Genomic DNA, 26,484 nt, shown 5'->3' with positions numbered 1-26,484 from the left:
CGGCACTCTACGGCCGCCAGTCGGCCTCCAGATCGTGCGAGTCGGTCTTGGTGAGCTGGGTGAGCGCGGTGCCGTCGGCCCGTACCAGGAAGAGGTGTTCGGGGTCGGCGTCGTCCGTGCCGCCCCGGGTGAAGACCAGCCGCCGGCCGTCCGGCGACCAGGACGGGTACCTGTCGTGGGCGCGGGCCGAGGTGATGCGGTGGATGCCCGAGCCGTCGGGGCGGACGACGTAGAGGTGGGCGAAGCCGGTGGAGTCGACCCGGCTGAAGGCGATCCGGTTGCCGCGCGACCAGTCGGGCGTCCAGTCCCGGGAGCCGGCCAGGGTGATCGGCGTCTGGGCCAGGGTGGACAGGTGGAGGCGCATCAGCCGGCTGTTCCCGGACGCGTCCGCGCGGCTGTACGCCAGCTGGGCGCCGTCCGGCGACCAGGTGGGGCGGTGCTCGTCCGCCGCCGTGTGGGTGAGCCGGGTGGCGGGGCTCCCGTCGAGGTGCGCCAGGTAGATCTCGCGCTGGGTGCCGACCGGCCGGGAGTAGGCGATCCGCGTGCCGTCCGGGGACCAGGCCGGTTCGGCGGCGCCCGCCGTGCCGGGCACGGCCTTGAGGTCGCCGCCGGTGCTCTTCATCGTCCAGATGCCGTCGACCGCGCCGCCGGCGCCGTAGCGGAGGAACGCCACCCGCTTGCCGTCCGGGGACCAGCTCGGCATCACGTCGCTGACGGCCGGGGTGTGGGTGAGCTTGGCGGGCACGCCGCCGGCCGGAGAGACGGCGTACAGGTCCTCGACGGGCGCCGCCGCGGTGTAGCGGGCGAAGACGATCGGGCGGTCCACGGCCGGCCGTACGACGGCGGGCACGGCCGGCCGTACGGCGGGCGGGGCCGCGGCGGGCACGGTGGCCGGGGCGGCGGCGCCGAGCGTCAGCGGCGCGAGCGCCGCGAGCAGCGCGGCGCTCAGGGCCGTGCGCCCGACCGCCCCGGCGCCCCCGGTCCTCCCGGCCCCCCGGGCTCGCGCGCCGCTCCCGTCTCGCGCGCCTCGCCCGGCTCGCTCGGCTCTCAGGGTTCTCTCGGCTCTCACGGTTCTCTCGGTGCGCCGCGTCATCGTGTCCACCCCGGTTCCTCCCGGCGGCCCCCCGCGGGCCGCTCCGGCCCGCACCATCCCACCGGCGGGGTCCCGGGGAAAGCGCCGGGAGCCGGCGGTGCGCGGGCTGTGACAGGTTCCGCACCGTGCCGTGACGCCCCGTCGCCTCCGGGACCGGTGCCGCCCGGCACCTCGGCGGGATCGGGGCGGGGGTCGCCGGTCCGGGGGACGCGGTCCGGGGGACGCGGTCCGGGGATCGCGGTCCGGGGGGACGCGGTCCGGGGGACGCGCCCGGCGGTCGGCGGAGCATCTACGCTGGCACGAGCTCCACCCCGATGTAGGCGACACGCATCCGATCCACCTGTCGACACCGAAGAAGGCACCGCCGTGACCGTGACCCACCCGCTCCTGGACCTGGCCCCCGCTGACCGCGGCGCACTTCGCGTCGATCGAGGACCGGGTCGCCGCGCTGCTCTCCACCGAGCAGGACGTGGTGATCACCCAGGGCGAGGCGCTGCTGCCCCTGGAGGGCTGCATCCGCAGCGGCGCGCGGCCGGGCTCGACCGCGCTGAACATCGTCACGGGGCCGTACGGGCAGACCTTCGGCAACTGGCTGCGGGACTGCGGCGCCACGGTCGTCGACCTGGAGGTGCCCTTCCACACGGCGGTGACCGCCGAGCAGGTGGCCCGGGCGTTCGCCGAGCACCCGGAGATCGACTTCGTGTCCCTGGTGCACGCGGAGGCGGCGACCGGCAACACCAACCCGGTCGCGGAGATCGGCGAGGTCGTGCGGGCGCACGGCGCGCTGTTCTACCTGGACGCGGTTGCCTCGATCGGCGCCGAACCGGTGCTGCCGGACGAGTGGGGCGTCGACATGTGCATCATCGGCGCGCAGAAGGCGATGGGCGGCCCCGCGGGCGTCTCGGCGGTGTCGGTGAGTGCCCGGGCCTGGGAGCGCTTCGCCGCCAACCCGCAGGCGCCGCGCCGCTCGTACCTCTCGCTCCTGGACTGGAAGGAGCGCTGGGTCGACGGCGGCCGCAAGGCGCTGCTGCACGCCCCGGCGCAGCTGGAGATGCTGGCCCTGGAGGCGTGCCTGGAGCGGATCGAGGCGGAGGGCCTGGACGCGCTGATGGCCCGGCACGCCTCGGCCGCGGCGGCCACCCGCGCGGGCGCGCTGGCGCTCGGCGGCGGTCTGGAGCCGTACGTGTACGAGGCGCGGGACGCGGCCCCGGTCGCCACGACGCTGCGCTCCCCCGCCGGGGTCGACGCCTCCGAGCTGGTGGCGAAGGCGCTGGCCGCGGACCCGTCGCTGCCGCTGATCGCGGGCGGCGGGGCGCTGGCCAAGGAGATGGTCCGGGTCAACCACTACGGGGTGGACGCGACCCCGGGCGCGGTCCAGTCCTCGCTGGCGGCGCTGGGCGCGGCCCTCGCGGAGACGGGCCGCCCGGTGGACCTGGAGGGCGCCCGCAGGGCGGTCACGGAGGCGTGGGGGCGCTGACGGGCCCGGATGCGGCCGGGGGGCCGCCGCGGGACGGGTCACGCACGCACCCGTCCCGCGGCGGCCCCTTTCCGGTCCCGGGCGGGGTTCAGCCCGCGATGATCTCCAGGGCCCGCTCCACGTCCGCCGAGGAGTTGTAGAGGTGGAAGGAGGCCCGCAGGTTGCCCGCGCGGGCCGAGAGGAGCACGCCCGCCTCGCGCAGGGCGTCGGCGCGACCGCCGAGGCCGGGGACGCCGACGACGGTCGACTCGTCCGCGACGGGGTGGTGGCCGAGCTCGATGAGGCCGGCCCGGAAGCGGGCGGCGAGGGCCTTGTTGTGGGCCTCGATGCGCTCGATGCCGACCTCCTCCAGGAGGGCCAGCGAGCGGGCCGCGCCGTGGTACGAGAGGAAGGCCGCGGGCTCGTCGAAGCGGCGGGCCGAGCGGGCCAGTTCGCGCACCGGTCCGTAGCTGTTGACCCACAGCTCCTCGCCGGTGACCCAGCCGGCGTGGATCGGCAGGAGGGCGTCCTGGGCCTCCTCGGTGACGGTGAGGAAGGACGCGCCGCGCGGGCAGAGCAGGTACTTGTAGCCGCCGGCGACGGTGAAGTCCCAGTCCGCCGCGTACAGCGGCAGCCAGCCCGCGGACTGGGTGGCGTCCAGGAGGGTGCGGGCGCCGTGCGCGGCGGCCGCGGCGCGGACCGCCGCGAAGTCGGCCGTCCGGCCGTCCGCCGACTGCACGGCGGAGAAGGCGACGAGGGCGGTCTCGGGCCGCACCGACTCCGCGAGCAGCTCCAGCGGCACGAAGCGGATCTTCAGGTCGCCGCGGACGGTGAAGGGGGTGATGACGGAGGAGAAGTCGCCCTCGGGGAAGAGGATCTCGGCTCCGGCCGGCATGGACTGCGCCACCATGCCGACGTGGACCGAGACCGAGCTGCCGACCGCGACCCGGTCGGCGCCGATGTGGGCGAGCCGGGCGAAGGAGGCCCGGGCCTCGTCGACGATGTCGAAGCTGCCGGCGCCGTCGGGGCGCCCGGCCGCGGTCTCCTCGGCGAGGAGGGTGACGGCCTCGACCGTCCGGCGGGGCAGCAGGGCACAGGCGGAGGTGTTCAGATAGGTCTGCTTGGGGGCGAACTCGGCTCCGCCCAGGGGCTCCAGAATGTCCATGGCACCAGCCTGGATTCCCCACGATCTCCCGTCAATTGCCATAGATCATGGGGAATCTCCAAGTGGCGCTTATGCGTCCGTCGCCGGGCGGGCGTCCGGGGACGCGTTCAGCAGGTGCCGCCGTCGACGTCGCAGGCGTCGGCGTCGCCGCCGACGGGCTGGAGGGTGCGGCCCTGCCAGGCCTGCTCCAGGGCCTGGGTGAAGACCTCGGCGGGCTGGCCGCCGGAGACCCCGTACTTCCGGTCGAGGACGAAGAACGGCACGCCGTTCGCGCCGAGTTCGGCGGCCTCGCGCTCGTCCGCGCGGACGGCGTCGGCGTAGGCGGACTCGTCGGCGAGCACCGCGCGGACCTCGGCCTCGTCGAGACCGGCCTCGACGGCGAGGGCGACCAGGGTGCCGGGCTCGAAGACCGAGCGCTCCTCGGCGAAGTTGGCCCGGTAGGCGAGGTCGAGGAGCTCGCTCTGGCGGCCGCGCTCCTTCGCCAGGTGCAGCAGGCGGTGGATGTCGAAGGTGTTGCCGTGGTCACGGCCCTCGGTGCGGTAGCCGAGTCCCTCGGAGTGGGCGTTGGAGGCGACGTGGGCCTCCATGGCGCGGGCCTCGTCGAGGGTGCGGCCGTACTTGGTGGCCAGCATCTCCAGGACGGGCGCGGTGTCGCCCTTGGCACGGTTCGGGTCGAGCTCGAAGGAGCGGTGCACGACCTCGACGTCGTCGCGGTGGGCGAAGGCCGCGAGGCCCTTCTCGAAGCGGGCCTTGCCTATGTAGCACCAGGGGCAGGCGATGTCGCTCCAGATCTCGACGCGCATGATGGGGTTTCTCTCCAGACGGGGCGGGGGTCGGGTGTCCACGGAGCGGAACGTCCCGACCCGCCGGATTCATTCCGCCGCTGCCTCCGGGGCGAGTGTGAGCCGGAGCACGAGGTGGTCCCCGTCGCGCGGGGTGTCGGGGTCGGGGAGCCAGCCGCGGGCCGCGTAGAAGGCGCGGGCGCGGAGGTTCGGCTCGAAGACCTCCAGGCGGGCGGTGGACACCCCGGCGGCACGCCAGGCGTCGACGCAGGCGGTGTGCAGGGCGGTGCCGACGCCGCCGCGCCAGCGGGCCGGGGCGACGTGGAGCTGGGAGAGGGTCATGACGCCGTCGCGCTCCCCGTACGCGGCGATGCCGAGGAGCTCGCCGGCCGTGTCCCGGGCGCCGAGCACCCGGCCGGCGTCGATCGCGGCGGCCCAGCCGGCCCGGGAGCGGGCCAGCTCCCCGGGGCCCGCGAAGGCCTCGTCGGGGAGGTGGCCGCGGTAGTAGGTCGCGCGGGCCTCGGTGTGGAGGGCGACCACGGCGTCGAGGTCGGCGGGGACCGCCTGGTGGATACGAAGAGGGGATCCGATCATGACCTCTCAGGACGCGGAGGCGGCGGTCGCGGTTGCGGTCGCACCGCCCGCCGCCGCCGTCGCCGCCGCCGAGCCGAGCCGGTCGAAGGAGGCCCGGTAGGCGCTCGGGGTCAGCCCCGTCCTGCGCAGCAGGTGCCGGCGCAGCGAGTCCGCCGTGCCGAGGCCGCCGGCCCGGGCCACCCGGTCCATGGGCAGCGAGGTGGTCTCCAGGAGCTCCTTGGCGCGTTCGACGCGCTGGTGCAGGAGCCACTGGAGCGGGCTGACCCCGGTCTCGGCGTGGAAGCGGCGGGAGAGGGTGCGGACGGACACCCCGGCGTGCCGGGCCAGGTCGGTGAGGGTGAGCGGCTCGTCGAGGTGCTCCATCGCCCAGGCGCGGGTGCGGGCGAAGGAGACGCCGCGCTCGGGCGGCAGCGGGGTGAGGGTGAACTGGGTCTGGCCGCCGGGCCGCACGGGCGCGACGAGGGCGAGCCGGGCCACGGTGTTGGCGACGGCGGCGCCGTGGTCGGTGCGGATGACGTGCAGGCACAGGTCGATGCCGGCGGCGTAGCCGGAGGAGGTGAGCACCGGGCCGTCCTGGACGAAGAGGACGTCGTCCTGGAGGTCGATGGTCGGGTGCCGTTCGGCGAGCTGCTCGCGGTAGGCCCAGTAGGTGGTGGCCGCGCGGCCGTCGAGGAGTCCGGCGGCGGCCAGCGCGAAGGAACCGGTGCAGATGGACGCGATCCGCTTGCCCGCGGCGGCTGCCCGGCGCAGCGCGTCCAGGATCCGCGGGTCGGGATCGGTGTACGAGCCGCTGCCGGCCAGGATCACGGTGTCGGCCGCGTCGGTGGCGTCGAGCCCCAGGGGGACGTGCAGGTCGAGGCCGCCGGTGGTGGCGACGGGGCCGGGATCGGGGGCGCAGATCACCGTCTCGTAGCCGGGGCCGCCGTCGACCTCGACCTTGGCGAAGAGCATCTCGGGGATGGCGAGGTTGAACATCGAGGCGGGCGGGGCGGCGATCACGGCGACGCGGCGGACCCGGGACGCGGGCATGGCCAGAACCTCCGGTCATCTGGCATTCGGGCCACTACTCTACGGGGCGGGCGCTGACGAAGCTGGACGCATGACCTCAACCGACGCCCCCGAAGCCGCCGTTGCCCCGAAGTCCGCCGGAGCCACCGGCTCCAGCGGCGCCGCCGGCGCCGCTGGAGCCGCTGGAGCCGCTGGAGCCGCTGGAGCCGCTGGAGACACCGTCCCCGTCGACACCACTGGCACCGCCAGACCCACCGCAGGCTCCGCAGGCACCGCAGGCTCCGCAGGCACCGGCTCCCCGCCCTCCCCCGGCGCCCCGCCCGGCGACCGGCGCCCCGGTCCCGCGCTCGTCGCCGCGATGCTGGGCTTCGCCCTGATCACGCTCGACACCTCGGTGGTCAACGTGGCGCTGCCCGCGATCGGCGGCGACCTCGGGGCAGGGATGGCCGGCCTGCAGTGGGTGGTCGACGCGTACACCCTGGCGTTCGCGGCACTGCTGCTGTCCAGCGGCGCGCTCGCCGACCGGATCGGCGCGAGCCGTGCGTACGCGGTCGGGGTCGTCGGCTTCACCCTGGCCTCCGTCGCGTGCGGGCTCGCCCCGGGCCTGCCCTCGCTGCTCGCGGCCCGCGCCGTGCAGGGCGCGGCGGCCGCGGCGATGCTCCCGGCCTCCCTCGCGCTGGTGCGGGAGGCCTACGGCGACCCGGTGCGGCGGGCCCGCGCGGTGTCGCTGTGGGCGGCGGGCGCCACCGTCGCGGTGGCCTTGGGGCCGGTCGTCGGCGGCGCGCTGACCACGGCGTGGAGCTGGCGCGGGATCTTCTTCGTCAACCTGCCGCTCGGCCTGGTCGCGCTCGCCCTGCTGACCCGGGTCGCGGGCTCGGCGCGGCGGCCCGCGCCGCTGGACCTGCCGGGCCAGCTGACGGCGACGGCCGCGCTGGGCGGGCTGACCTTCGCGGCGATCGAGGGCGGTACGGCGGGGTGGTGGGCGCTGGGCGGCGCGGCGGTCTCCTTCGCCGCCTTCCTGGCGATCGAGGCGCGGCGGGCGCACCCGATGGTGCCGCTCGGCCTGTTCCGGGACCGGACGGTGGCCGTGGCGGTGACGGCGGGCGCGGCGAACAGCGTGGCGTTCTACGGCATGGTCTTCGTCTTCAGCCTCTTCTTCCAGCAGGTGCTGGGGCTTTCCGCGCTGGGCGCGGGCCTGATGTTCCTGCCGATGACGGGGCTGCTCGCCGGGGTGAACGTGCTGTCGGCGAAGGTGGCGGCGCGGTACGGGGCCAGGCTGCCGATCCTGGTGGGCCAGACCGTGGCCGTCGCGGGGCTGCTCGGGCTGCTGACGGTGGACGCGGAGACCCCGCGGGCGGCGCAGGCGCTGCTGCTCGTGCCGCTGGCGCTGGGGGTCGGCTTCTCACTGCCGCCGCTGATCGCCGCGATGATGGAGGCGGTCCCGGCCGAGCGGGCGGGCACCGCGGCGGGCCTGCTGAACGCGATCCGGCAGACGGCGGGGGCGCTGGCCGTCGCGGTCTTCGGCTCGCTCGTCGCGCAGGGCATGGCGGCGGCGCTGCGGACCTCGCTGCTGATCAGCGCGGGCCTGCTGGCCCTGGCCACGCTCGGCGCGCTGCGCCTGCCGCGCCGGCGCGCCTAGGAGCGGCTGCCCAGCCTCCCCGGACCGGCGGCCCCGACCCGGCCCACGCCACGCCGCCCCTGCCGCCACCCCAGGCCGCCGCCGCGCGCACACCCCCTCCGGCGCACCCCGTCGCCCTACGCCGTCCTACGCCGCCCTCCGGTACTGCCCCGGCGCCACCCCGTACTCCCGCTTGAACGCCTTGGCGAAGGCGAACTCCGAGGAGTAGCCCGAGCGTTGGGCCACGGTCCGCAGGGGCAGGTCGTCGGTGCGCAGCAGCCGGCCGGCGGTCGTCATGCGCCACCAGGTGAGGTACGCGAGCGGGGGCCGGCCGACGAGGGCGGTGAAGCGGCGGGCGAACGCGGCCCTCGACAGGCCGCCGAGGGCGCCGAGTTCCTCGACCGTCCAGGGGCGGGCCGGGTCGTCGTGGAGGGCGCGCAGGGCGCCGGCGACGGCCGGGTCGCTGAGGGCGGCGGACCAGCCGGTGGACCGGTCGGCGCACTCGGCCAGCCACCAGGTGCGCAGCAGGTAGAGCAGCAGGGTGTCGAGGAGGGCGGGGACGATCGTGTCGGCGCCCGGCTGGGGTTCGGCGAGTTCGGCGCCGAGCAGGTCGACCGCGGCGCGCAGCCGGGGGTGGGCGCCGACCCGGGCGGGGAGGTGGACGTACGGCGGCAGCCCGCTGAGCAGCGGGTGGGCGCGGGCCCGGCTCAACTGGTAGGACCCGCACAGCAGCAGGGTCTCCTCGGCTCCGACGGGTCCGCGGTCGGGGAGGCTCGGCCAGGAGCCGTCGGGGGCGGGGACGGCGTCGACGAGCGGGGTGTCGGGGTGGTCGGCGAGTCCGTGTCCGGCGCCGTGGGCGAGCAGGACCACGTCGCCGGGGCCCAGCCGGACGGGCGCCGTGTCGTCGGGGGGCAGCAGCCAGGCGGTGCCCTGGAGGACGACGTGGAATCCGGCGCCCCGGGTGGCGGGGAAGCGGAAGCCCCAGGGCGCGAACCTGACGGTGCGGGAGGAGTGCGGCCGGCCGGTCCGCATGGCGGCGATGGCATCGCTCAGTACGTCCATGCCCGGCACCGTACCCCTCGTCCGTGGGGCGAGACGATCGGACATGACCGGGAGCCATGGGGACATGGATCGTCTCGCGGGCCGCGCCTAGCGTCGGGGACATGGGAAACGACACGATGACGAGGGCGGTCCTGTTCCACGAGCTCGGCGGCCCTGAGGTGCTGGCCGTCGAGGAGGTGCCGCTGCGGGCGCCGGGCCCGGGCGAGCTGCGGGTGCGGGTGGAGGCGATCGGCCTCAACCGGGCCGAGGTGCTGTTCCGTTCGGGCACGTACTACTACCGGGCGACGCTGCCCGGCTCGCGGCTGGGCTACGAGGCCGCCGGGGTGGTCGAGGAGGTCGGCGAGGGCGTGACGGACTACGCGCCGGGCGACGCGGTGATGGCGGCGGCCAACTTCGACTTCGGCGTGCACGGGGTGTACGCGGAGCGGGTGGTGCTGGCGGAGGAGTACGTGGTGCCGCGCCCCACGGGGGTGGACGCGGTGACCGCGGCGGCGGCCTGGCTGGCGTACTCGACGGCCTACGGCGGCATGGTGGAGGCGGGCGGGCTGCGGCCCGGGGACGAGGTGGTGATCACCGGCGCGTCCAGCGGGGTCGGCACGGCCGCGATCCAGACGGCGCTGCGGATCGGGGCGGTGCCGATCGCCACGACCCGCGGCGAGGAGAAGCGCCGGCGGCTGCTCGACCTGGGCGCGGCGCGGGTGATCACCACCGGCACCCAGGACCTGGTCGCGGAGGTGCGGCGGCACACCGGCGGCCGGGGCGCACGGGTCGCGTTCGACGCGATCGGCGGCCCCGGCTTCGCCGAGCTGGGCGACGCCCTGGAGCCGGGCGGCACGGCGGTGCTGTACGGCTGGCTGGACCCGCGGCCCGCGGCCGTGTCGCTGAACTGGCCGCTGACCGTGCGGGGTTACGCCAACGGCGCGGTGGTGCGGACGCCCGAGGGGCGGGCCCGGATGGCCGGCTTCATCGGCTCCGGGCTCCGCGACGGCTCGCTGGCTCCGGTGATCGCGGAGGTGTTCGAGGGGCTGGCGGCGGTCCCGGACGCCCACCGGCTGATGGAGTCCGGCACCCACATCGGGAAGATCGTGGTGCGGGTGCCGCACTGACGGTCAGTTCCGGGGCACGCCGAGCGGGTTGTCGTCGCGCAGCTCCGGCGGGAGCAGGTGCCCGGGGGTCGACTGGTAGGTGACCGGGCGCAGCCAGCGCTCGATCGCCGTCCCGCCGACGGAGGTGCCGGTGGAGGTGGTCGCCGGGTAGGGGCCGCCGTGGTGCTGGGCGGCGGCGACGGCGACGCCGGTCGGCCAGCCGTTGACGAGGATCCGGCCGGCGAGCGGGGTGAGTTCGGCGAGCAGCGAGGCGGCGCCGGGGTCCTCCTCGGCGATGTGCAGGGTGGCGGTGAGGTTGCCGGGCAGCAGGCCGAGGACGGCGCTGAGCTGCTCGCGGCCGTCGTAGCGGGCGACGACGGTGACCGGGCCGAAGCACTCCTCCAGGAGCGGGGCGTGGCCGCCCTCGGGCAGCAGCCCCGCGTCGACGGTGAGCACCCCGGCGCTGACGGTGTGCTCCCCGCCGGCGCCCGGGGTCACGGGGGCGGTCACGCCGGGCAGCCCGGCCCGCTCGCGCACCCCGTCGAGGAAGGCGCCGCGCATCCGGTGGTCGAGCATCACGCCCGGCTCGGTCTCGCTGACGGCGGCCGTGAGCGCGGCGACGAACCGGTCGCCCGCATCGCCCCGGGGCGCGAGCACGAAGCCGGGCTTGGTGCAGAACTGGCCCTCGCCCAGGGTCATGGAGCCGGCGAGTCCGGCGCCGATCTCCTCGGCCCGCGCCTCGGCGGCGGCCGGGGTGATCACCACCGGGTTGAGGGAGCCGAGTTCGCCGTGGAAGGGGATGGGCACGGGACGGGCGGCGGCGGCGTCGAAGAGCGCGCGCCCGCCGCGTACGGAGCCGGTGAAGCCCGCGGCGGCGACCAGCGGGTGGCGGATCAGCCCGACGCCGGCCTCGAAGCCGTGCACGAGGGAGACGACGTCCGCGGGGAGCCCGGCCTTGACGGCGGCCCGGCGCAGCAGGGCGGCGCAGAGCTCGGAGGTGGCCGGGTGGTCCGGGTGCGCCTTGATCACGACGGGGCAGCCGGCCGCGAGGGCGCTGGCGGTGTCGCCGCCGGGGACGGAGAAGGCGAGCGGGAAGTTGCCGGCGGCGTAGACGGCGACGACGCCGAGCGGGATCTTCATGCGCCGCAGGTCGGGGGTGGGCGGGGTGGTGGCCGGGTCGGGCCGGGAGATCCGCACGTCGAGGAAGGCGGCCGCGTCGACGACCTCGGCGAAGGAGCGCAACTGGGCGGTGGTGCGGGCGAGTTCGCCGGTGAGCCGGACCGGCCCGAGGGCGGTCTCGGCGTCGGCGGCCTCGATGACGTGCTCGCGGGCCTCGTCGAGGAGGTCGGCCGCGGTCCGCAGCAGCGCGGCCCGGGCGGTGCGGTCGGCGAGCGCGCCGAGGGTGGTGTGCGCGGCGCGCACGACCCGGTCGATCTCCTCGGCCGTGGCCTCCACGGCGACCTGTTCGCGCGCCTTTCCCGTCCGGGGGTCCACGCTCCACACTGGTTCTGCCGCCACCGCCACGCACCTCGTTCGCTATTCTGAACACTGTCCCCGTAGGTGAATCCTGGGGGGACTCTATTGACGGCCGAGCCGTCTCCACAAGTGCTTCGGAAGAGGGGCGAGGGCGATGTCGACGAGCGACACGGGTGGGGCCCAGGTCAAGTCCGCCGTGCGGACCGTGGAGTTGCTGGAGTACTTCGCCGGACGGCCCGGGATGCACTCGCTCGCCGCCGTCCAGGAGGCCGTCGGCTACCCGAAGTCCAGCCTCTACATGCTGCTGCGCACCCTGGTCGAGCTCGGCTGGGTGGAGACCGACGCGACCGGCACCCGGTACGGGATCGGCGTGCGGGCGCTGCTCGTCGGCACCTCGTACATCGACGGCGACGAGGTGGTGGCCGCCGCCCGGCCGACCCTCGACCGGCTGTCCGACGACACCACCGAGACCATCCACCTGGCCCGCCTCGACGGCACCAACGTGGTCTACCTGGCGACCCGCCAGTCCCAGCACTACCTGCGCCCGTTCACCCGGGTCGGGCGCCGGCTGCCGGCCCACTCGACCTCGCTGGGCAAGGCACTGCTCGCCACCCACACCGACGAGCAGGTGCGCAAGCTGCTCCCCGAGACGCTGCCCGCGCTCACCGAGCACACCGTCACCGACCGCGAACAGCTCATCGAGGAGCTGCGCCTCGTCCGCGAACAGGGCTACGCGGTCGACCGCGAGGAGAACACCCTGGGGCTGCGCTGCTTCGGCATCGCGATCCCCTACCGGACCCCGGCCCGGGACGCCATCAGCTGCTCGGTGCCGGTGGCCCGGCTGACCCCGGGGCACGAACAGCTCATCAAGGACGCGCTGTTCGACGCCCGCGACCGGCTGGCGCTGGCGACCCGCCGGCTCTGAGACAGCCGGGGCCCTCCTCCCCGCGGCCGGGCCTGCTCCCCCGTACGGCGGAGGCGGTTCGTCGCCCGGCAGGAGGCGCCCGGGCCAGGCCGCGCGGGACGGTGGGGGCATGACCTCACCGACGCTCCCCGCCCAGGCCGCCACCGCCCAGGCCGCCACCGTGCCGGCCGGCCCCCTCCGGCCGGTCCTGCGCACCCTCGCGATCGTCGCCTGCCTCCCGTACATCGCGCTCAAGGCCGTCTGGGTGTCCGGCGGGCGGCTCGGCATCCCGGACGGGAGCGTCCTGCTCGACCACCCCACGATGATGGCCGTGGCCAACGGCGTCTCGCTCCTCGCCGACGCCGCCGTGGTGCTCCTCGCGCTGCTGCTCACCCGGCCCTGGGGACTGCGGGTGCGGGCCTGGCTGCTGGCCTTCCCCATGTGGGCGGCGACCGGCCTCATCGCGCCGATCATGACGGCCTATCCGGCCCAGCTCCTCGTCGCGCTGCTGGGCGGCTCCGGCAGCGGCACCGCGGGGCCGCCCCGCGAACCCTTCCTCGACTCCTGGGTCTTCCCCGTCGTCTACGGCGGCTTCATCGTCCAGGGCCTCAGCCTCGGCACCCTCTTCGCCCTGTACTCCCGCGACCGCTGGGGCCGGGTCTGGAGCGGGCGGCTCGGGGAGCTGCCGGCCCGGGCGGGCGGTCCGGGCCTCCGCGCCGCCGCCGTGGCCGGGGCCGTGCTCGCCCTCGCCCCGGCCACCCTGTGCTTCCTGTGGGCCGGCGGTCTGACCGGCGGCCTCTCCACCGGCCTCGCCGCCTCGTACGACTCCGACCGGGCCGTGGTCGACGCGGTGCGCGGCACCTTCCTGGTCCTCGCCGCCCTCTCCGTCCTGCTGCTCGTCCTGCGCCGGCCCGCCGGGCTGCGGGTGCGCACCGCGATGGGCGTGGCCTGGGTGGCCTCGGGCTCCGCCGGGTGCTGGGGCGCGTACATGACGCTGGTCGCCCTGATGCCGGCGACCGAAGCCGGAAAAGAGCCGTCGGGCCTGATGATCACCGCCTACGCTGGCGAAATGATCACCGGATTCCTGCTGGCGGGCTGCCTCGCGCTCGTCCTCGGCCGCCGGGGCGCGTCGGCGTGACCCGCTTCTGGGGCGCCCTCTTCGGGCAGCGGGCCCGGCGGCGCTGGCTGCACCTGATCCTCGGCGGCGCGCTGTTCATGCCGTACTGGCTGGTCGGCACCGTGGCCGTGGGGCCGTTCTCGCCGGACGGCAACGTCCTCGGGGGCGGCCTGCGCTTCCAGCTCGCGGCCTACGCCGTCGGGCTGCCGATCGCCGCACTGACCGCGCTCTTCCCGCTCGCCCGGCCGATGTCGGTGGCGGCGGCCCGGGCGCTGTGCGGGGTGGCGCCCGGCCGGTTCGCCGACGGGCCCGCCCGGGGATCCGGCGCCCGGGCCCGGACCGCCGGGTGGTTCACCCTCCACCTCGGGGCGGGCGCCCTGCTCAGCGGGGCCACGCTGGCGCTGCCGCCGTTCGCGCTGGCGGTGTGCGCGCTGCCGTTCTCGGCGGAGCTGCGCGCCTCCGAACTCGGCCGCTTCTGGCACCTGGACCGGCCCTGGCTCGCCTGGGCCGGGCTGCCGCTCGGGCTCCTGATGCTGCTCGGGCTCGCGGCGGTCGTCGCGGCGGCGGGCGCGCTGCTGGCCCGCGAGGCGCCCCGGCTGCTCGGGCCCGGACCGGCGGACCGGCTCGCGGCGGCCGAGCGGCGCGCGGCCGAACTGGCCGTGCGCAACCGGCTCGCCCGCGAACTGCACGACTCGGTGGGCCACGCCCTGAGCGCGGTCACCCTCCAGGCGGGCGCGGCCCGCCGGGTGCTCGACTCGGGCGCCGCAGGCGCGGACCTCGGCTTCGTCCGGGAGGCGCTCAGCGCGATCGAGGAGACCACCCGGCGCACGGTCGGCGAACTCGACGCGGTCCTCGGCCTGCTGCGCAGCGGCGAGGACGACGGCGAGCTCGACGCGCCCGGCCTGGACGCTCTGGACGCGCTGGTGCGGGGCGCGGGGCCGGGGGTGCGGCTGACCGTCGGCGGGAGCCTGTCGGGGCTGCCGGAGGCGGTGTCGCGGGAGGCCTACCGGATCGTGCAGGAGGGGCTGACCAACGCCGTGCGCCACGCGCGGGGCGAGACGGTGACGGCGCGGATCGCGCTGTCGGGGGACGAACTGGAGATCACCATGGAGAATCCGCTGCCCGCGACCCCGCCGGTGGCCCGCCCGGACGGCGGCCGCGGCCTGCGCGGCATCGCCGAACGCGCCCGGCTGCTCGGCGGCACCGCCCAGGCCGGCCCGGCGGACGGGACCTGGCTGCTGGCCGCCCGGCTGCCGGTGGGCACGGGCGGAGGGCAGCGCTGATGGACGGCGGCACGATCAGGATCGTCCTCGCGGACGACGAGCGGATGGTCCGGACGGCGCTGCGGGTGATCCTGGACGCGGAGCCCGGCCTGGAGGTCGTCGGGGAGGCCGCCACCGGCGCCGAGGCGGTCTCGGTGGTGCGGGAGCTGCGGCCCGACGTGGTCCTCATGGACGTCCGGATGCCCGAGATCGACGGCATCCAGGCCACCCGGCAGATCCTGTCGTCACTGCCGGAGCGGGCGGAGCCGTCGGAGCGGGCGGAGCCGGGCGGGCCCCGGATCGTGGTCGTGACCACCTTCGAGAACGACGCCTACGTGTACGACGCGCTGCGGGTCGGCGCGGCCGGCTTCCTGCTCAAGCGGGCCGCGCCGGAGGAGCTGGTGAGCGCGGTGCGCCTGGTGGCCCGCAGCGACTCGCTGCTCTACCCGGCCGCCGTCCGCGGCCTCGCCGCCGAGCACGCCCGCCGCCATCCGCCGGCCGCCCCGCCGTGGGCGGCCCGGCTCACCGAGCGGGAGGCGGAGGTGCTGCGCCGGATGGCGAAGGGCCTGACCAACGCGGAGATCGCCGCCGGGATGGGCGTGGGCCCGGCGACGGTGAAGAGCCATGTGGCCGCGGTTCTGGCGAAGACCGGCGCGAGGGACCGCACGCAGGCGGTGATCGCCGCGTACGAGTCGGGGTTCATCACCCCGGGGTGAAGCCGCGGGGCCGGCCGGACACGGGGGTGCCGGCCGGCCCCGCTCCACCGCGCGCCCCGCCTCCGCCTCCGCCTCTGCCCGCATGAACGTTTCATGAGAAACCTGAGAAAGCTGAGAAAAGGGACACATCCGGAACGGCGGCCACTGTTCCGTTCGTCCCCTTGAGCGGGATGAACAAGACGATCAGGCGCGCCTCGGTCTTCTCGCTGCTCCTGGTGCTGGCCCTGCTGGGCCGGGCCACCTGGGTACAGGCGTACGAAGGCAAGGCCCTCGCGGACGACAAGAAGAACCGGCGGAACACCATCGCGCAGTACGCGCAGCCGCTCGGGAACATCATCGTGGCCGGTTCGCCGGTCACCGGTTCTAAGGAGACGAAGGGCGGCGACCTCGCGTACAAGCGCGACTACACCGACGGGAAGCTCTACGCGGCGGTCACCGGGTACAGCTCCCAGGCCTACGGCGCGACCCAGCTGGAGGGGATCTACTCCGACGTCCTGGACGGCACCGACACCCGGCTGAAGAACCCGCTGGACGCGGTCACCCGCAAGCAGGCGGAGCCCGGCTCCGTCCTCACGACGATCGACCCCGCCGTGCAGAAGGCCGGCTACAAGGCGCTCGGGAACAAGAAGGGCGCCGCGGTCGCCATCGACCCGAAGACGGGCCGCGTCCTCGGCATGGTCTCGACGCCCTCGTACGACCCCTCGAAGATCGCCGGGCTCACCGACGGCGAGGTATGGAAGCAGCTCACCGAGGACGAGGACAAGCCGCTGGTCAACCGGGCGCTGCGGCAGCCGCTGCCGCCGGGCTCGACCTTCAAGCTGGTCGTCGCGGCGGCCGGCCTGGAGGAAGGGCTGTACGGCTCGGTGGACACGCCGACGCGCAGCCCCAACCCGTACAAGCTGCCCGGCTCGACCCGCTACCTGGAGAACGAGAACCCCTCGGCGCCCTGCGAGAACGCCACCCTCCGCACCGCGCTGCAGTACTCCTGCAACAACGTCTTCGCCAAGCTCGCGGTCGACCTCGGCCAGGACAAGGTGAAGGCGATGGCGGAGAAGTTCGGCTTCAACGACAAGGAGCTGGACCTGCCCGTCCGGGCCTACGCCAGCGTCTACCCGTCCGGCATGGACAAGGCGCAGACCGCGCTGACCGGCATCGGCCAGTTCGACGTGACGGCCACCCCGCTCCAGATGGCCATGGTGTCGGCGGCCATCGCCAACGACGGCCTGATGGCGAGCCCCCACATGGTCTCCGAGGTCGTCGACTCCGACGGCGACGCCCTGAAGTCCTTCAAGGACGGGGACACGAAGCGGATCGTCTCCTCCGCGACGGCGGAGCAGCTGCGCAGCGCGATGCAGACGGTGGTCGACAAGGGCACCGGCTCCAACGCGGCGATCGACGGCATGGAGGTCGGCGGCAAGACGGGCACCGCGCAGCACGGCGAGAACAACAGCAAGACGCCGTACGCCTGGTTCACCTCCTACGGCAAGGACCCGGCGACCGGCAAGGAGATCGCGGTGGCGGTGCTGATCGAGGACTCGGGCGCGGCGCGCTCCGAGGTCAGCGGCAACGGCCTGGCGGCGCCGGTGGCGCAGAAGATGATGAAGGCCTGGCTGAAGTGACGTCCCGGTGCGCGGTACCGGGACGGCCTGCCGCTCCGTCACTCCGGTGCGCGGCACCGAGGTGACGTAACGGCCGAAGTGCCGTGGAAGCGGGGGCCGGTGGAACGACCGCCCCCGCTTCACGATATGCAGGGCGCATGCTCTCGACCGCACGCCTTCCCCGCTCCCCCTCCGGCTGGACCATGGCCGTCTTCGGCACCCTCGCCGCCGCGCTGGGGGTGGTGGGCCTGGTGTCCCCCGACACGACGATCCGGCTCATGGGCCTGAGCCCCGTACCCGGCGCGGACCGCGCGGACGCGGACCACACCCTCTTGTTCCTGACGGCCTCCTCCATGGCGGCCCTCAACATGGGCGTGTACTACGTGCTGGCCGCCCTGGCCGACTGGAAGCCCTTCTTCCGCTGGACGGTCCCCTTCCGTCTCCTCACCTGCACGGTCTTCACCCTCGCCGTCGTCACCGGGCGCGCCCCGGCCGGCTTCCTGGGCGTGGGGCTCTGGGAGGGCCTGGGCGCGCTGGCCACGGGGGTGGCGCTGCGTTATGAGAAGCGGTCCGCGGGCACCCGGCCGGCCCCGGCGGGCGCCGGCGGTTAGGGCATCTGACCGATCCGCGGGGGCCACCTCAGACGCCAGCCTGCGGGCATGCGTCTTCCTCTCTACCTCTGCGCCGTCCTCGTCTCCGGGTTCGGCACCACCGCGATGTGGCTGGTCTCCGGGATCTGGGTGAAGTCCCTGACCGGCTCCGACTCCCTCGCGGCCCTCACCGCCTTCGCCCTCTGGGCGCCCGCGCTGCTCGGCCCGGTGCTGGGCGGGCTCGTCGACCGGGTGCCCCGGCGGCCGCTGCTGGTCACGGTGAACCTCGCCATGGCAGCCGTGCTGCCGTTGCTGCTGTGGGTGGACCGGGCCGACCGGGTGTGGCTGCTGTTCCTCGTGCTGTTCGTGTACGGGACGCAGGGCGCGCTCGTCGAGGCGGCGGAGGCGGCGCTCGCCGCGGGCGCCCTCGACCCGGAGCGGCTCGGTTCCTTCAACGGGCTGCGGCTGACCGTGAACGAGGCCGTGAAGCTGGTCGCCCCGCTGGTCGCCGCCGGGCTCTTCGCCCGGTACGGCGGCGGGCCGGTCGCGCTGCTCGACGCGGCGACGTTCGCGCTGGCGGCGGGCGTCTTCGCGCTGCTGCGGGTGCGGGAGGCCCGGATCCCGGCGGCGGAGGAGCGCGGCCGGGTCGCGGACGGGGTCCGGCCGCTGCGGGAATCGCCGGTGCTGCGGGCCCTCGTGGGGGCGGGCGGCTTCACCATGTTCCTGGCCGGGCTCAACGGCGCCGCGATCTACACCGTGGTGGACCGGGGGCTCGGGCACTCCCCCGCGTACGCCGGTGTGCTGTACGCCGTGCAGGGCGCGGGTTCGGTGGCGGCGGGGCTGGTGGCGGGGCCGCTGCTGCGGCGGGTGCCGGAGCGGGTGCTCGCGGCGGCCGGCCTGGCCCTGTTCGCCCTGGGGGCCGCCGCCCGGGCGCTGCCGTACGACGGCGTGGCTCTGGCGGCGAGCGGGGTGGTCGGGGTGGGGCTGCCCTGGGTGCTGATCGCCGCGATGACGGCGGTCCAGCGGGGCGTGCCGCCCGAGGTGGTGGGGCGGGCCGCGGGCACCGCGAACACCCTGGTCTTCGTGCCGAACGCGGTGGCGCTGGCGGTGGGCGCCGGTCTGGTCGCGGTGGTGGACGTGCGGGTGCTGCTGCCGGTGGTGGGCGTGGCGGGGCTCGCGGGCGCGGCGGCGCTGGCCTTCGCCCCCGGGGCCCGGGGGACGCTCGTGCCGCGCGAGCGCGCCTCCGTCAGCTGAGCTCCGCCAGGGCCTCGGCCACCGCCGCCAGGTCCGCGTCCGAGGCCAGGCCCGCGTGGTAGAGCCGGAGTTCGGTGGCTCCCTCGTCCGCGGCCTGCCGCGCGTCGGCGGCGAGGGTGGCCGGGGAGCCGCCCAGTCCGGCGACGACGGGGAGGTTGGCCGCCAGGACCTCGTCCCCGCGGGCGTGGGCCGCGAAGGGCGCGACGGTCGCCGCCGGGGTGACCACGCCGTCCGCGACGGCGAGGACGTGCCGCGGGTCCGTGCCCGCGTTGGCGCCGCAGCGGTGCGGGGCCGGGTCCGCGTGCAGCAGCACCCGGAAGCCCGGGGGCGCCGCGGCCCGTACGGCGCCGACGGCGGCCTCCTGGAGGGTGCGGGCGGCCTCCACGCGCCAGGCGAGGGCGGCGGCCGGGGCGGGGCCCGGGGGCGCCCCGCGCCAGACCGGGGCGAGGGCGGCCCGCACCTCGGCGGCGAGGGCGTCGGGGTCGGCGCCGTGCCGCGCGTACCCCTCCCGGCAGGAGGGGCAGAAGCAGAGCGACATCAGGTACTGGGCGGTGTCGTCGAGCGGGACGCCGGCCGTCTTGTCGTGCGCGTGGAGGTGCGCGAGGCCGTACCAGCCGCAGGACTCCAGCTCGGTGCCCGCGGCCCCGGGCCGTACCGCCGCCTCGGCCGCCAGCTCCACCAGGTGGGCGCGCACGACGTCCTGGCCGATGCAGGGGGCCCAGGGGTAGCGGTCGCCGTACGCGTTGACGACGGAGCTCGCGGGACGGTCGGCGCCCAGGCGGGAGTTGTGGGCCAGGACCACCCAGGTGTGGACCTCCAGGCCGGCCGCCGCCAGGGCCCGCGAGGCGTCCCCGTGCGCGTCGCCGGGGGCCCAGTCGCCGGAGGCGTGCGGCCGGATCGGGTGGTCGCGCCAGCGGGCCGGGTCCGGTGGGTAGAGGACGGCGGCGTGGGCGGCGGTGACCACCCGGTGGCGGGGGTGGCGGGGGGTCAGCGCCCGGGTGGAGTGGTAGGCCGAGGCGAGGGTGATCCGGTCGAGGCCGAGTCCGGCCAGGCGGGCGGGGGCGGCCGGGTCGCCGTTGACGTCCCAGGGGTAGAGGAAGGCGCCGGCCCTCATCGGGCCCCCCGGGCGAGGGCGGCCCTGCCGCGGGCGACGAGCGCGGCCAGCTCGTCGAGGTGCTCCGGGCGGGGTTCGCTGAGCGGGGGGCGGACCTCGCCGACGTCCAGGCCGGCCATCCGCACGCCCGCCTTGACGAGCGAGACGGCGTAGCCGCGGCCCTTCGCGCGCAGTTCGACGAGGGGGCGGTAGAAGGCGTCGATGAGGCGGTGGGCGGTGGGGTCGTCGCCGGTGGCGAGGGCGCGGTGGAAGGCGAGGGCGAGGTCGGGGGCGAAGCAGAAGACGGCGGAGGAGTAGAGGGTGACGCCGATCCCCCGGTAGGCGAGGCCGGTGAGTTCGGCGGTGGGCAGGCCGTTGAAGTAGCGCAGGGTCAGGCCCTCGGCGCGGACGGCGCTGACGATGCGCTGCATCAGGTCGAGGTCGCCCAGGCCGTCCTTGAGGCCGATGACGCCGTCGGTGCGGGCCAGTGCCACGGCGGTCTCGGGGGTGAGGACCGCGTTGTCGCGCTGGTAGACGATCACGGGGAGGGCGGTCGCGCCGGCCACCTCGGTGTAGTGGCGGAGCAGGCCGGCCTGGTCCGCCACTACCAGGTACGGGGGCATGACGAGCAGGCCGTCGGCGCCCGCCTCCTCGGCGAGCCGGGCGTAGCGGACGGCGAGCGCGGTGCCGTAGCCGGTGCCGGCGAGGACCGGGACGCGGCCGGCGGCCTCCCGGACGGCGGCGGCGACGCAGTCGCGGAACTCCTCGGGGGTGAGGGCGTGGAACTCGCCGGTCCCGCAGCAGGCGAAGACCGCGCCCGCGCCCGCGTCGATCCCGGCGCGTACATGGGCCCGGAAGGCGTCGAGGTCGACGGTGCCGTCCGGACCGAAGGCGGTGACGGGGAAGAACAGCAGGCCGTCGAGCCGTTCGGCGAGCGGGGCAGGGGTCACGGGCGCTCCCAGACTGATCGGTTCGTGCATCACTCTGACTCTCGTCCATATGCTTGAACGACTTCACGGTAGAGGCGCCGCGGAGCGATGGTCAAGGACCCTGCCTGCCTTGCCAGCAGGGCTTCTTGACGGTCCGACACGGCACTGCCTAGCGTGTCGGACCTTCCATGTCTGTGAATTCGGACCACGAACGGAGACCGGCCCATGCCCCCCGCTCCCCGCACCGTCCTGCTCACCGGCGCCGCCGGCGGCGTCGGCACCCTGATGCGGGAGCTGCTGCCCGCGTACGGCCACGCGCTGCGCCCGCTCGACGTGCTGCCCGTCCCCGGCGCGCCGGACGCGATCCTCGCCGACCTCGCCGACCGGGCCGCGCTGCGCGAGGCGGTGCGCGGGGTGGACGCCGTGATCCACCTCGCCGGGATCTCCCTGGAGGCCGGCTTCGACGCGCTCGTGGCCGCCAACATCACCGGACTGCACCACCTGTACGAGGCGGTGCGCGAGGAGGGCGTGCCCCGGGTCGTCTTCGCCTCCAGCAACCACGCGGTCGGCTTCACCCCCCGCCCGCGCCGCGACGAGCCCCCCGTCCCGGTCTCCACCCCGCACCGGCCCGACACCTTCTACGGCCTGTCCAAGGCCTTCGGGGAGGACCTGGCGCAGTACTACTGGGACAAGCACGGGGTGGAGACCGTCTCGGTGCGGATCGGCTCCTGCCTCCCCGAGCCGGAGTCCGTGCGGATGCTCTCGACCTGGCTGAGCCCCGCCGACTGCGCCCGGCTGTTCCACGCGGCGCTCACCGCGCCGGAGGTCGGGCACACGGTGGTGTACGGCTCCTCCGCCAACACCCGGGAGTGGTGGGACCTCTCCTCGGCCCGGGCGCTGGGCTACGAACCGAAGGACGACTCCGAGGTGTTCGCGGAACGGATCATCGCGGAGCGGGGGCTCCCGGCCCCGGGCAGCGCCGACGACGTGTACCTGGGCGGGCACTTCTGCGAGGACCCGCCGCGCTGGACGCGCTGAGGAGGCCGGGAGGGCCGAGGCGGGGAAGGGGAACGGGCCCGGCCGGACAATGCGGGGGAGCCGGCCAGGCCCGGGTCGACGCGCGCGGCTGGCGCACGCGGACATTCCGACGATATGACCCGACCAAGATCGTCGCGAGCCGGGGAACGCGGCAACCGTCCGGAAAGCGCGATCCGTTCACGCCACGCGCCGCGCGCCCCGCCGTCAGCGGCGCAGGGTGGCCGAGGGGGACTCGCCGAAGCGCTCGCGGTACCGCGCCGCGAACCGGCCCGGATGGGCGAAACCCCAGCGCCAGGCCACCTCGGTCACGCTCAGCCCGTCCGGCGCGCCCGCTCGCAGCTCCTCGTGGACCCGCTCCAGGCGCACCTCGCGCACGTACGCCATCGGGGACATCCCCACGTACTCCCGGAACGACTCCTGGAGCCGGCGCACGCTCACCCGGGCGAGGGCGGCCAGTTCGGTGCTGGTGAAGGGGTGCTCGGGGCGGGCCCGCACCGCGTCCATCACCCGCTTCACCGGCCCGGGCCGGGCGGGCCCGCCCGGGTGGGCGAGCTCATCCCGCCACGGGTGCTCGGCGGCCAGCAGCAGCCCGTTGAGCAGCGCCTCCTGGAGCGGCCGGGAGACCAGCTCGTGGGTGGCCAGGCCGTCCCCGGCGAGCGCCCCGGCCGCCACCTGCCGGGCGAAGGTCACCCAGCTCAGCCCCGGGCCGCTGGTGATGTCGAGCCCGGCGCCGAAGGCGAGCCGGCCGCGCGGCGGGCGCCCGATCAGCTGCTCCAGCCGCTCGTGCAGCGCGGTCGCGTCGATCTTCACCGAGAGGACGCGGCAGTCCCCGCTCCACCGGTCGAGGAAGGTGTCCCCCGCCGGGTCGAGCAGCACCGCCTCCCCGCTGGTGGCCAGCAGCCGGCTCCCGCCGCCGCCCTGGCGCAGCTCCATGGTCCCGCTCATCGGGGCGTTGACGTGGAACGCGCCCAGCTCGCCGAAGCGCATCCGGACGTCGGCGCCGCAGCTCAGGTCGCCGATCATCAGCGACCCCAGCCCGACGGTGTCGAAGCGCGCGGCGAAGGGGCGCTCCCCCGCGTCGATGACGTCCATGAAGTTGGCGTAATAGCGCGCGTCGATCTCCTCGCGCGCCTCGTCCACGTCCCGCGTCCGGAAAGAGCTCCCACCCACAGCTCGTAAGAATATTCGTATGACGGACGCGGCCGGGACCGGCAGGATGCCCGGCATGCCTTCACCTCAGGGATTCGTCTTCGCACGCCGTGCGGACGGCACGGTCGTCATCACCCATCGCGGCCGGGCCGCCGCCACGCTGCGCGGCGGCCGCGCGGACCGCTTCCTGGCGGAGGTCGAGGCCGGCGACCCGCAGCTGGTGATGGCCCGCTGGACCGGCTCGTACCGCTTCGGCAACGAGCGCACCGCGCGCGAGCACCCGCGTAACCGGAGTGGCCGAACGGGACGAAGGTAAGGGAACGGCAAAAGCGTCTCGTTCGTTACCCCCGGCATGACCGCAATGACCCCCGGCTCGAACATCCCTCTCACCGCCGCGCGCGTGGCGGTGGACGTCGCCGCGCCCGTGCGGCTCGACGTGTCGGGCCTGCTGCTCGGCGCCGACGGCAAGGTGCGCTCGGACGACGACTTCATCTTCTACAACCAGCCCGCCGGGCCCGGTGTCAGCTACCGCTCCGGCGGCGGCAGCGCCCCGGACGCGATCGTGGTGGACACCGGAGCCGTCCCGGCCGGGGTCGAGAAGATCGTCGTGACCGCCAGCCCCGACGCCGCCGGCCAGACCTTCCAGGGCATCGAGCCCACGGCCACGCTGCGCAACGCGGACGACGGCAGCGTGCTCGCCACGTTCACCCCGCCGCGGCTCGGGACCGAGACCGCCCTCGTGGTCATGGAGATCTATCTGCGCGGCGGCGCCTGGAAGGCCCGCGCGGTCGGCCAGGGCTACGCGAACGGGCTGGCCGGGATCGCCACCGACTTCGGCGTCAGCGTCGACGAGGAGCCGACGCCCGCCGCGGCCCAGGCCCCCGCCGCGCCGGTCGCCCCCGCCCCGGTCGCCCCCGCGCCGGCCGTGGTCCCGCCGGCCCCGGCGGCGCCGCCCGCGGCCCCCGCCCCGGCTCCCGTCGGCACCGGGAAGATCAACCTGGACAAGGGCCGGGTCAGCCTGCAGAAGAACCAGACCGTCTCCCTGGTCAAGGGCGGCCGCCCGCTGCTCTCCCAGGTCAAGATGGGCCTCGGCTGGGAGCCCGCCTACCGCGGCAAGGACATCGACCTCGACGCCTCGGTCATCGCCTACGGCCCCCAGCGCAACCACCTGGACAGCTGCTACTTCGGCAAGCTGTCCATCCTCAACGGCTCGATCAAGCACTCCGGCGACAACCTGACCGGCGAGGGCGCGGGCGACGACGAGGTCATCGTGGTCGACCTGGGCCGGCTGCCCGCCGACGCCACCGGCCTGGTCTTCACCGTCAACTCCTTCTCCGGCCAGAAGTTCACCGAGGTCGCCAAGGCCTACTGCCGGCTGATCGACGCCGCCACCGGCGAGGAGCTGGTCCGCTTCGACCTCACCACGGCCGAGCCGCAGACCGGCGTGATGATGGCCAAGCTCATCAAGCAGTTCAGCGGCGAGTGGGAGATGACGGCGATGGGCGAGTTCGTGAAGTCGCGGACCGTCCGGGGCATGGTGAAGCCCGCCGCCCAGGCCCTCTGAGCCCCGGTCCGGCCGGAGGGCGCCCGGCCGGAAGCCGTCCGGCCGGAGGGCGCGCCCGGCCCGCGGGCCGGGCTAGAACAGCGCGCTGTACGCGTTGAGGGCCGGCTGGCCGCCCAGGTGGACGTAGAGCACGGTGGAGTCCGCGCCGATCTCGCCCCGGTCCACCAGGTCGACCAGACCGGCCATCGACTTCCCCTCGTAGACGGGGTCGGTGACCATGCCCTCGGTCCGGGCGGCCAGCCGCATCGCGTCCAGCGTCGCCTCGTCGGGGACGCCGTACACCCCCGCGTGGTAGCGGTCGTCCAGCTCGACGTCGGCGGCGGTCAGCGTCCGCTCGACGCCGATCAGGGCGGCCGTGTCCCGGGCGATCCGGGTGATCTGCTCATGGGTGGACACCGGCTTCGCGGAGGCGTCGACGCCCAGCACCCGGCGGGCCCGCCCGCCCTCCTCGGCGAGCGCGGCGAAGCCCGCGACCATCCCGGCCTGGGTGGAGCCGGTCACCGAGCAGACCACCACGGTGTCGAAGAAGACGCCGAGCTCGCGCTCCTGCTCGGCCACCTCGTACGCCCAGCGGGCGAAGCCGAGGCCGCCCAGCGGGTGGTCCGAGGCGCCCGCCGGGATCGCGTACGGCTTGCCGCCGGCCTCCTCGACCTCGCGCAGCGCCCGCTCCCAGCTCTCCTTGAACCCGATGCCGAACTCGGCCCGCACCAGCCGCACGTCGGCGCCCGCGAGCCGGCTGACCAGGATGTTGCCGACCTTGTCGTAGACGGAGTCGGGCCACTCGACCCAGCTCTCCTGCACCAGCACGCAGCGCAGCCCGGCGTGCGCGGCGACGGCCGCGACCTGGCGGGTGTGGTTGGACTGCACGCCGCCGATGGAGACCAGGGTGTCGCACCCCTGGGCGAGGGCGTCGGCGACCAGGTACTCCAGCTTGCGGGTCTTGTTCCCGCCGTACGCGATGCCGGAGTTGCAGTCCTCGCGCTTGGCCCACAGGGTGGCGCCGCCGAGGTGGCCGGTCAGCCGCTGGAGGGGGTGCACGGGCGAGGGCCCGAAGAGCAGCGGGTAGCGCTCGAAGTCGTCGATCGTCGGCATGCGGGGCTCCCTGGGGTGGTCGCGGTCGGGTCCTGGACGCCCGGGCGGACCGGCGGCGGGGCCGGGGCGGGGATCGGGGCCCGCGGACGCCGCGGGCCGATCCGGCATGATCCGAAGGACACGGCCTAGAGCCGGTCCGGCGGGTCCGTCGCCTCGTCGGCGAGCTCTTCGAGGGCCCGCCATATCTCCGTCGTCACCCGCACCGCCTCCTCCGTGTCGCCCGCCTCGCACGCGTCGATCAGGCGCGCGTGGAGCTCCGTGGAACCGCAGCTGCCGGCATCCCCGAAGAGGCGGCGCTCGACCCGGCGGATCAGGGGCGTGTAGCGGTCGATGGTGGCGGCCACCGCGTGGTTGCCGCTCGCGCCGACGAGCACGTCGTGGAGTTCGTCGTCGGCGCGCAGGGCGGCCTCGACGTCCGCGGAGCGCACGGCCGCGGCGAACCGCTCGTTGGCCTCGCGCATCGCCCGGATGCCCTCGGGTCCGAGCAGCGGTACGGCGGTGCGGGCGGCGAGTTCGTGCATCACCCGCACCACGGAGGCGGCGTCCCGGACCACCCGGCTGACCAGCCGGGTGACCCGGGTGTAGCTCTGCGGCTTGGTCTCGACCAGGCCCTCGTCGCCGAGCCGGGCCAGTGCCTCGCGCACCGGGGCGCGCGAGAGGCCGAGGCGGGCGGCGAGCTCGGCGTCCTTGACCACGGAGCCGGGCGCGAGTTCACCGCGCACGATGGCCTCGCGCAGTGCCTCGTACGCGCGGTCGCGCAGCAGGGTCCGGCCCACCGGCCGTAAGGCGTCCATGGGCTGACATGTTAGGTGTCAGCCCGGCGACGGCACCAGGACCGG

Annotated in this window: 24 protein-coding genes and 1 pseudogene; 13 read left to right on the top strand and 12 right to left on the bottom strand. The window is 75.5% G+C overall.

What is annotated here, in order from left to right; all coding sequences use genetic code 11:
- Positions 1-7: 7 nt before the first annotated feature.
- Positions 8-1,069, bottom strand: coding sequence for a PD40 domain-containing protein (locus ABD981_RS30575; protein WP_131723866.1), 1,062 nt, complete (start codon positions 1,067-1,069; stop codon positions 8-10).
- Between the two features lie 396 nt (positions 1,070-1,465).
- Here ABD981_RS30575 and ABD981_RS30570 point away from each other — a divergent pair.
- Positions 1,466-2,570: pseudogene (locus tag ABD981_RS30570) on the top strand (pyridoxal-phosphate-dependent aminotransferase family protein).
- A gap of 88 nt (positions 2,571-2,658) precedes the next feature.
- On the opposite strand, the gene ABD981_RS30565 reads toward ABD981_RS30570, so the two are convergent.
- The 4 genes from ABD981_RS30565 to ABD981_RS30550 all read right to left on the bottom strand — a co-directional run bounded on the left by ABD981_RS30565 (position 2,659) and on the right by ABD981_RS30550 (position 6,119).
- On the bottom strand, positions 2,659-3,714 hold the full coding sequence (locus tag ABD981_RS30565) for an aminotransferase class V-fold PLP-dependent enzyme (RefSeq protein ID WP_205628168.1): 1,056 nt from the start codon (positions 3,712-3,714) through the stop codon (positions 2,659-2,661).
- Between the two features lie 107 nt (positions 3,715-3,821).
- Positions 3,822-4,517, bottom strand: coding sequence for a DsbA family oxidoreductase (locus ABD981_RS30560; RefSeq protein ID WP_046907916.1), 696 nt, complete (start codon positions 4,515-4,517; stop codon positions 3,822-3,824).
- A gap of 69 nt (positions 4,518-4,586) precedes the next feature.
- Positions 4,587-5,090 (bottom strand): GNAT family N-acetyltransferase, encoded by a 504-nt coding sequence (locus ABD981_RS30555; RefSeq protein WP_046907915.1) that lies wholly within the window; start codon positions 5,088-5,090, stop codon positions 4,587-4,589.
- Between the two features lie 6 nt (positions 5,091-5,096).
- On the bottom strand, positions 5,097-6,119 hold the full coding sequence (locus ABD981_RS30550; RefSeq protein WP_046907914.1) for a GlxA family transcriptional regulator: 1,023 nt from the start codon (positions 6,117-6,119) through the stop codon (positions 5,097-5,099).
- Positions 6,120-6,189: 70 nt separating this feature from the next.
- On the opposite strand from ABD981_RS30550, the gene ABD981_RS30545 reads away from it, so the two are divergent.
- The gene (locus ABD981_RS30545) at positions 6,190-7,737 is read left to right on the top strand and encodes an MFS transporter (protein WP_240495221.1); all 1,548 of its coding nucleotides are present in this window, start codon (positions 6,190-6,192) and stop codon (positions 7,735-7,737) included.
- Between the two features lie 126 nt (positions 7,738-7,863).
- On the opposite strand, the gene ABD981_RS30540 is transcribed toward ABD981_RS30545, so the two are convergent.
- Entirely contained in the window at positions 7,864-8,778 is a 915-nt protein-coding gene (locus ABD981_RS30540) for an AraC family transcriptional regulator (RefSeq protein ID WP_046907913.1), read from the bottom strand.
- A 101-nt stretch (positions 8,779-8,879) separates the two neighbouring features.
- Here ABD981_RS30540 and ABD981_RS30535 point away from each other — a divergent pair, with 101 nt between their 5' ends.
- Positions 8,880-9,884, top strand: coding sequence for a zinc-dependent alcohol dehydrogenase family protein (locus ABD981_RS30535; RefSeq protein ID WP_240495220.1), 1,005 nt, complete (start codon positions 8,880-8,882; stop codon positions 9,882-9,884).
- Between the two features lie 3 nt (positions 9,885-9,887).
- Here ABD981_RS30535 and ABD981_RS30530 read toward each other — a convergent pair whose 3' ends face one another.
- Entirely contained in the window at positions 9,888-11,381 is a 1,494-nt protein-coding gene (locus tag ABD981_RS30530; RefSeq protein ID WP_123954489.1) for an aldehyde dehydrogenase (NADP(+)), read from the bottom strand.
- 112 nt (positions 11,382-11,493) lie between these two features.
- Here ABD981_RS30530 and ABD981_RS30525 point away from each other — a divergent pair, with 112 nt between their 5' ends.
- From ABD981_RS30525 to ABD981_RS30495, 7 genes are all read left to right on the top strand, one after another.
- A complete protein-coding gene (locus ABD981_RS30525; RefSeq protein ID WP_046907912.1) occupies positions 11,494-12,264 on the top strand; it encodes an IclR family transcriptional regulator in 771 nt (256 codons plus the stop codon).
- 109 nt (positions 12,265-12,373) lie between these two features.
- Complete coding sequence (locus ABD981_RS30520) at positions 12,374-13,381, top strand: hypothetical protein (protein ID WP_046907911.1); 1,008 nt, start codon at positions 12,374-12,376, stop codon at positions 13,379-13,381.
- Entirely contained in the window at positions 13,378-14,643 is a 1,266-nt protein-coding gene (locus ABD981_RS30515) for a sensor histidine kinase (protein ID WP_046907910.1), read from the top strand. Before ABD981_RS30520 ends, ABD981_RS30515 begins: the two co-directional genes overlap by 4 nt.
- Entirely contained in the window at positions 14,643-15,338 is a 696-nt protein-coding gene (locus ABD981_RS30510; protein WP_046907909.1) for a response regulator transcription factor, read from the top strand. The genes ABD981_RS30515 and ABD981_RS30510 overlap by 1 nt, the downstream gene beginning before the upstream one ends.
- A 170-nt stretch (positions 15,339-15,508) precedes the next feature.
- Complete coding sequence (locus ABD981_RS30505) at positions 15,509-16,957, top strand: peptidoglycan D,D-transpeptidase FtsI family protein (RefSeq protein WP_046907908.1); 1,449 nt, start codon at positions 15,509-15,511, stop codon at positions 16,955-16,957.
- 137 nt (positions 16,958-17,094) lie between these two features.
- Positions 17,095-17,547, top strand: coding sequence for a hypothetical protein (locus ABD981_RS30500; protein ID WP_046907907.1), 453 nt, complete (start codon positions 17,095-17,097; stop codon positions 17,545-17,547).
- 48 nt (positions 17,548-17,595) lie between these two features.
- The gene (locus ABD981_RS30495; RefSeq protein WP_046907906.1) at positions 17,596-18,780 is read left to right on the top strand and encodes an MFS transporter; all 1,185 of its coding nucleotides are present in this window, start codon (positions 17,596-17,598) and stop codon (positions 18,778-18,780) included.
- Here ABD981_RS30495 and ABD981_RS30490 read toward each other — a convergent pair.
- Positions 18,773-19,894 (bottom strand): hypothetical protein, encoded by a 1,122-nt coding sequence (locus ABD981_RS30490; protein WP_046907905.1) that lies wholly within the window; start codon positions 19,892-19,894, stop codon positions 18,773-18,775. The genes ABD981_RS30495 and ABD981_RS30490 overlap by 8 nt on opposite strands.
- Positions 19,891-20,823 carry a 5-dehydro-4-deoxyglucarate dehydratase gene (locus tag ABD981_RS30485; protein ID WP_046907978.1) on the bottom strand — a complete coding sequence of 311 codons (933 nt, stop codon included), beginning with the start codon at positions 20,821-20,823 and terminating at the stop codon, positions 19,891-19,893. Before ABD981_RS30485 ends, ABD981_RS30490 begins: the two co-directional genes overlap by 4 nt.
- Positions 20,824-21,027: 204 nt before the next feature.
- Between ABD981_RS30485 and ABD981_RS30480 the strand changes: the two genes are divergently transcribed.
- Positions 21,028-21,840: an NAD-dependent epimerase/dehydratase family protein gene (locus tag ABD981_RS30480; protein ID WP_046907904.1), complete on the top strand. Its 813-nt coding sequence runs from the start codon at positions 21,028-21,030 to the stop codon at positions 21,838-21,840.
- A 204-nt stretch (positions 21,841-22,044) separates the two neighbouring features.
- Here the strand turns inward: ABD981_RS30480 and ABD981_RS30475 are convergent, their stop codons facing one another.
- Positions 22,045-22,980 (bottom strand): AraC family transcriptional regulator, encoded by a 936-nt coding sequence (locus ABD981_RS30475; protein ID WP_046907903.1) that lies wholly within the window; start codon positions 22,978-22,980, stop codon positions 22,045-22,047.
- An 85-nt stretch (positions 22,981-23,065) separates the two neighbouring features.
- On the opposite strand from ABD981_RS30475, the gene ABD981_RS30470 reads away from it, so the two are divergent.
- Together ABD981_RS30470 and ABD981_RS30465 are read left to right on the top strand one after the other, a co-directional pair.
- Positions 23,066-23,305: a hypothetical protein gene (locus ABD981_RS30470; RefSeq protein ID WP_046907977.1), complete on the top strand. Its 240-nt coding sequence runs from the start codon at positions 23,066-23,068 to the stop codon at positions 23,303-23,305.
- Positions 23,306-23,341: 36 nt separating this feature from the next.
- On the top strand, positions 23,342-24,553 hold the full coding sequence (locus ABD981_RS30465) for a TerD family protein (protein WP_205628167.1): 1,212 nt from the start codon (positions 23,342-23,344) through the stop codon (positions 24,551-24,553).
- A 72-nt stretch (positions 24,554-24,625) separates the two neighbouring features.
- Here the strand turns inward: ABD981_RS30465 and ABD981_RS30460 are convergent, their stop codons facing one another.
- Both ABD981_RS30460 and ABD981_RS30455 read right to left on the bottom strand, forming a co-directional pair.
- Positions 24,626-25,645, bottom strand: a complete 1,020-nt coding sequence (locus tag ABD981_RS30460) for a 1-aminocyclopropane-1-carboxylate deaminase (protein ID WP_046907901.1) — start codon at positions 25,643-25,645, stop codon at positions 24,626-24,628.
- Positions 25,646-25,770: 125 nt separating this feature from the next.
- Positions 25,771-26,439 carry a GntR family transcriptional regulator gene (locus ABD981_RS30455; RefSeq protein ID WP_046907900.1) on the bottom strand — a complete coding sequence of 223 codons (669 nt, stop codon included), beginning with the start codon at positions 26,437-26,439 and terminating at the stop codon, positions 25,771-25,773.
- Positions 26,440-26,484 lie beyond the last annotated feature (45 nt).

Origin of the sequence: Streptomyces showdoensis, assembly GCF_039535475.1 — a bacterium.
GTDB classification, from domain to species: Bacteria; Actinomycetota; Actinomycetes; order Streptomycetales; family Streptomycetaceae; genus Streptomyces; species Streptomyces showdoensis.
Note: the sequence above shows the minus strand (reverse complement) of the source record. Positions and strands in the feature narration are given on the sequence as shown.

Excerpts from the sequence above, each read along its gene's own strand:
- ABD981_RS30540 (WP_046907913.1), bottom strand. The coding sequence starts at position 8,778 with ATGGACGTACTGAGCGATGCCATCGCCGCCATGCGGACCGGCCGGCCG.
- ABD981_RS30555 (WP_046907915.1), bottom strand. The coding sequence starts at position 5,090 with ATGATCGGATCCCCTCTTCGTATCCACCAGGCGGTCCCCGCCGACCTC.
- ABD981_RS30490 (WP_046907905.1), bottom strand. The coding sequence starts at position 19,894 with ATGAGGGCCGGCGCCTTCCTCTACCCCTGGGACGTCAACGGCGACCCG.
- ABD981_RS30560 (WP_046907916.1), bottom strand. The coding sequence starts at position 4,517 with ATGCGCGTCGAGATCTGGAGCGACATCGCCTGCCCCTGGTGCTACATA.
- ABD981_RS30480 (WP_046907904.1), top strand. The coding sequence starts at position 21,028 with ATGCCCCCCGCTCCCCGCACCGTCCTGCTCACCGGCGCCGCCGGCGGC.
- ABD981_RS30525 (WP_046907912.1), top strand. The coding sequence starts at position 11,494 with ATGTCGACGAGCGACACGGGTGGGGCCCAGGTCAAGTCCGCCGTGCGG.
- ABD981_RS30535 (WP_240495220.1), top strand. The coding sequence starts at position 8,880 with ATGGGAAACGACACGATGACGAGGGCGGTCCTGTTCCACGAGCTCGGC.
- ABD981_RS30500 (WP_046907907.1), top strand. The coding sequence starts at position 17,095 with ATGCTCTCGACCGCACGCCTTCCCCGCTCCCCCTCCGGCTGGACCATG.
- ABD981_RS30550 (WP_046907914.1), bottom strand. The coding sequence starts at position 6,119 with ATGCCCGCGTCCCGGGTCCGCCGCGTCGCCGTGATCGCCGCCCCGCCC.
- ABD981_RS30505 (WP_046907908.1), top strand. The coding sequence starts at position 15,509 with ATGAACAAGACGATCAGGCGCGCCTCGGTCTTCTCGCTGCTCCTGGTG.
- ABD981_RS30565 (WP_205628168.1), bottom strand. The coding sequence starts at position 3,714 with ATGGACATTCTGGAGCCCCTGGGCGGAGCCGAGTTCGCCCCCAAGCAG.
- ABD981_RS30465 (WP_205628167.1), top strand. The coding sequence starts at position 23,342 with ATGACCGCAATGACCCCCGGCTCGAACATCCCTCTCACCGCCGCGCGC.
- ABD981_RS30470 (WP_046907977.1), top strand. The coding sequence starts at position 23,066 with ATGCCTTCACCTCAGGGATTCGTCTTCGCACGCCGTGCGGACGGCACG.
- ABD981_RS30545 (WP_240495221.1), top strand. The coding sequence starts at position 6,190 with ATGACCTCAACCGACGCCCCCGAAGCCGCCGTTGCCCCGAAGTCCGCC.
- ABD981_RS30510 (WP_046907909.1), top strand. The coding sequence starts at position 14,643 with ATGGACGGCGGCACGATCAGGATCGTCCTCGCGGACGACGAGCGGATG.
- ABD981_RS30455 (WP_046907900.1), bottom strand. The coding sequence starts at position 26,439 with ATGGACGCCTTACGGCCGGTGGGCCGGACCCTGCTGCGCGACCGCGCG.
- ABD981_RS30520 (WP_046907911.1), top strand. The coding sequence starts at position 12,374 with ATGACCTCACCGACGCTCCCCGCCCAGGCCGCCACCGCCCAGGCCGCC.
- ABD981_RS30460 (WP_046907901.1), bottom strand. The coding sequence starts at position 25,645 with ATGCCGACGATCGACGACTTCGAGCGCTACCCGCTGCTCTTCGGGCCC.
- ABD981_RS30495 (WP_046907906.1), top strand. The coding sequence starts at position 17,596 with ATGCGTCTTCCTCTCTACCTCTGCGCCGTCCTCGTCTCCGGGTTCGGC.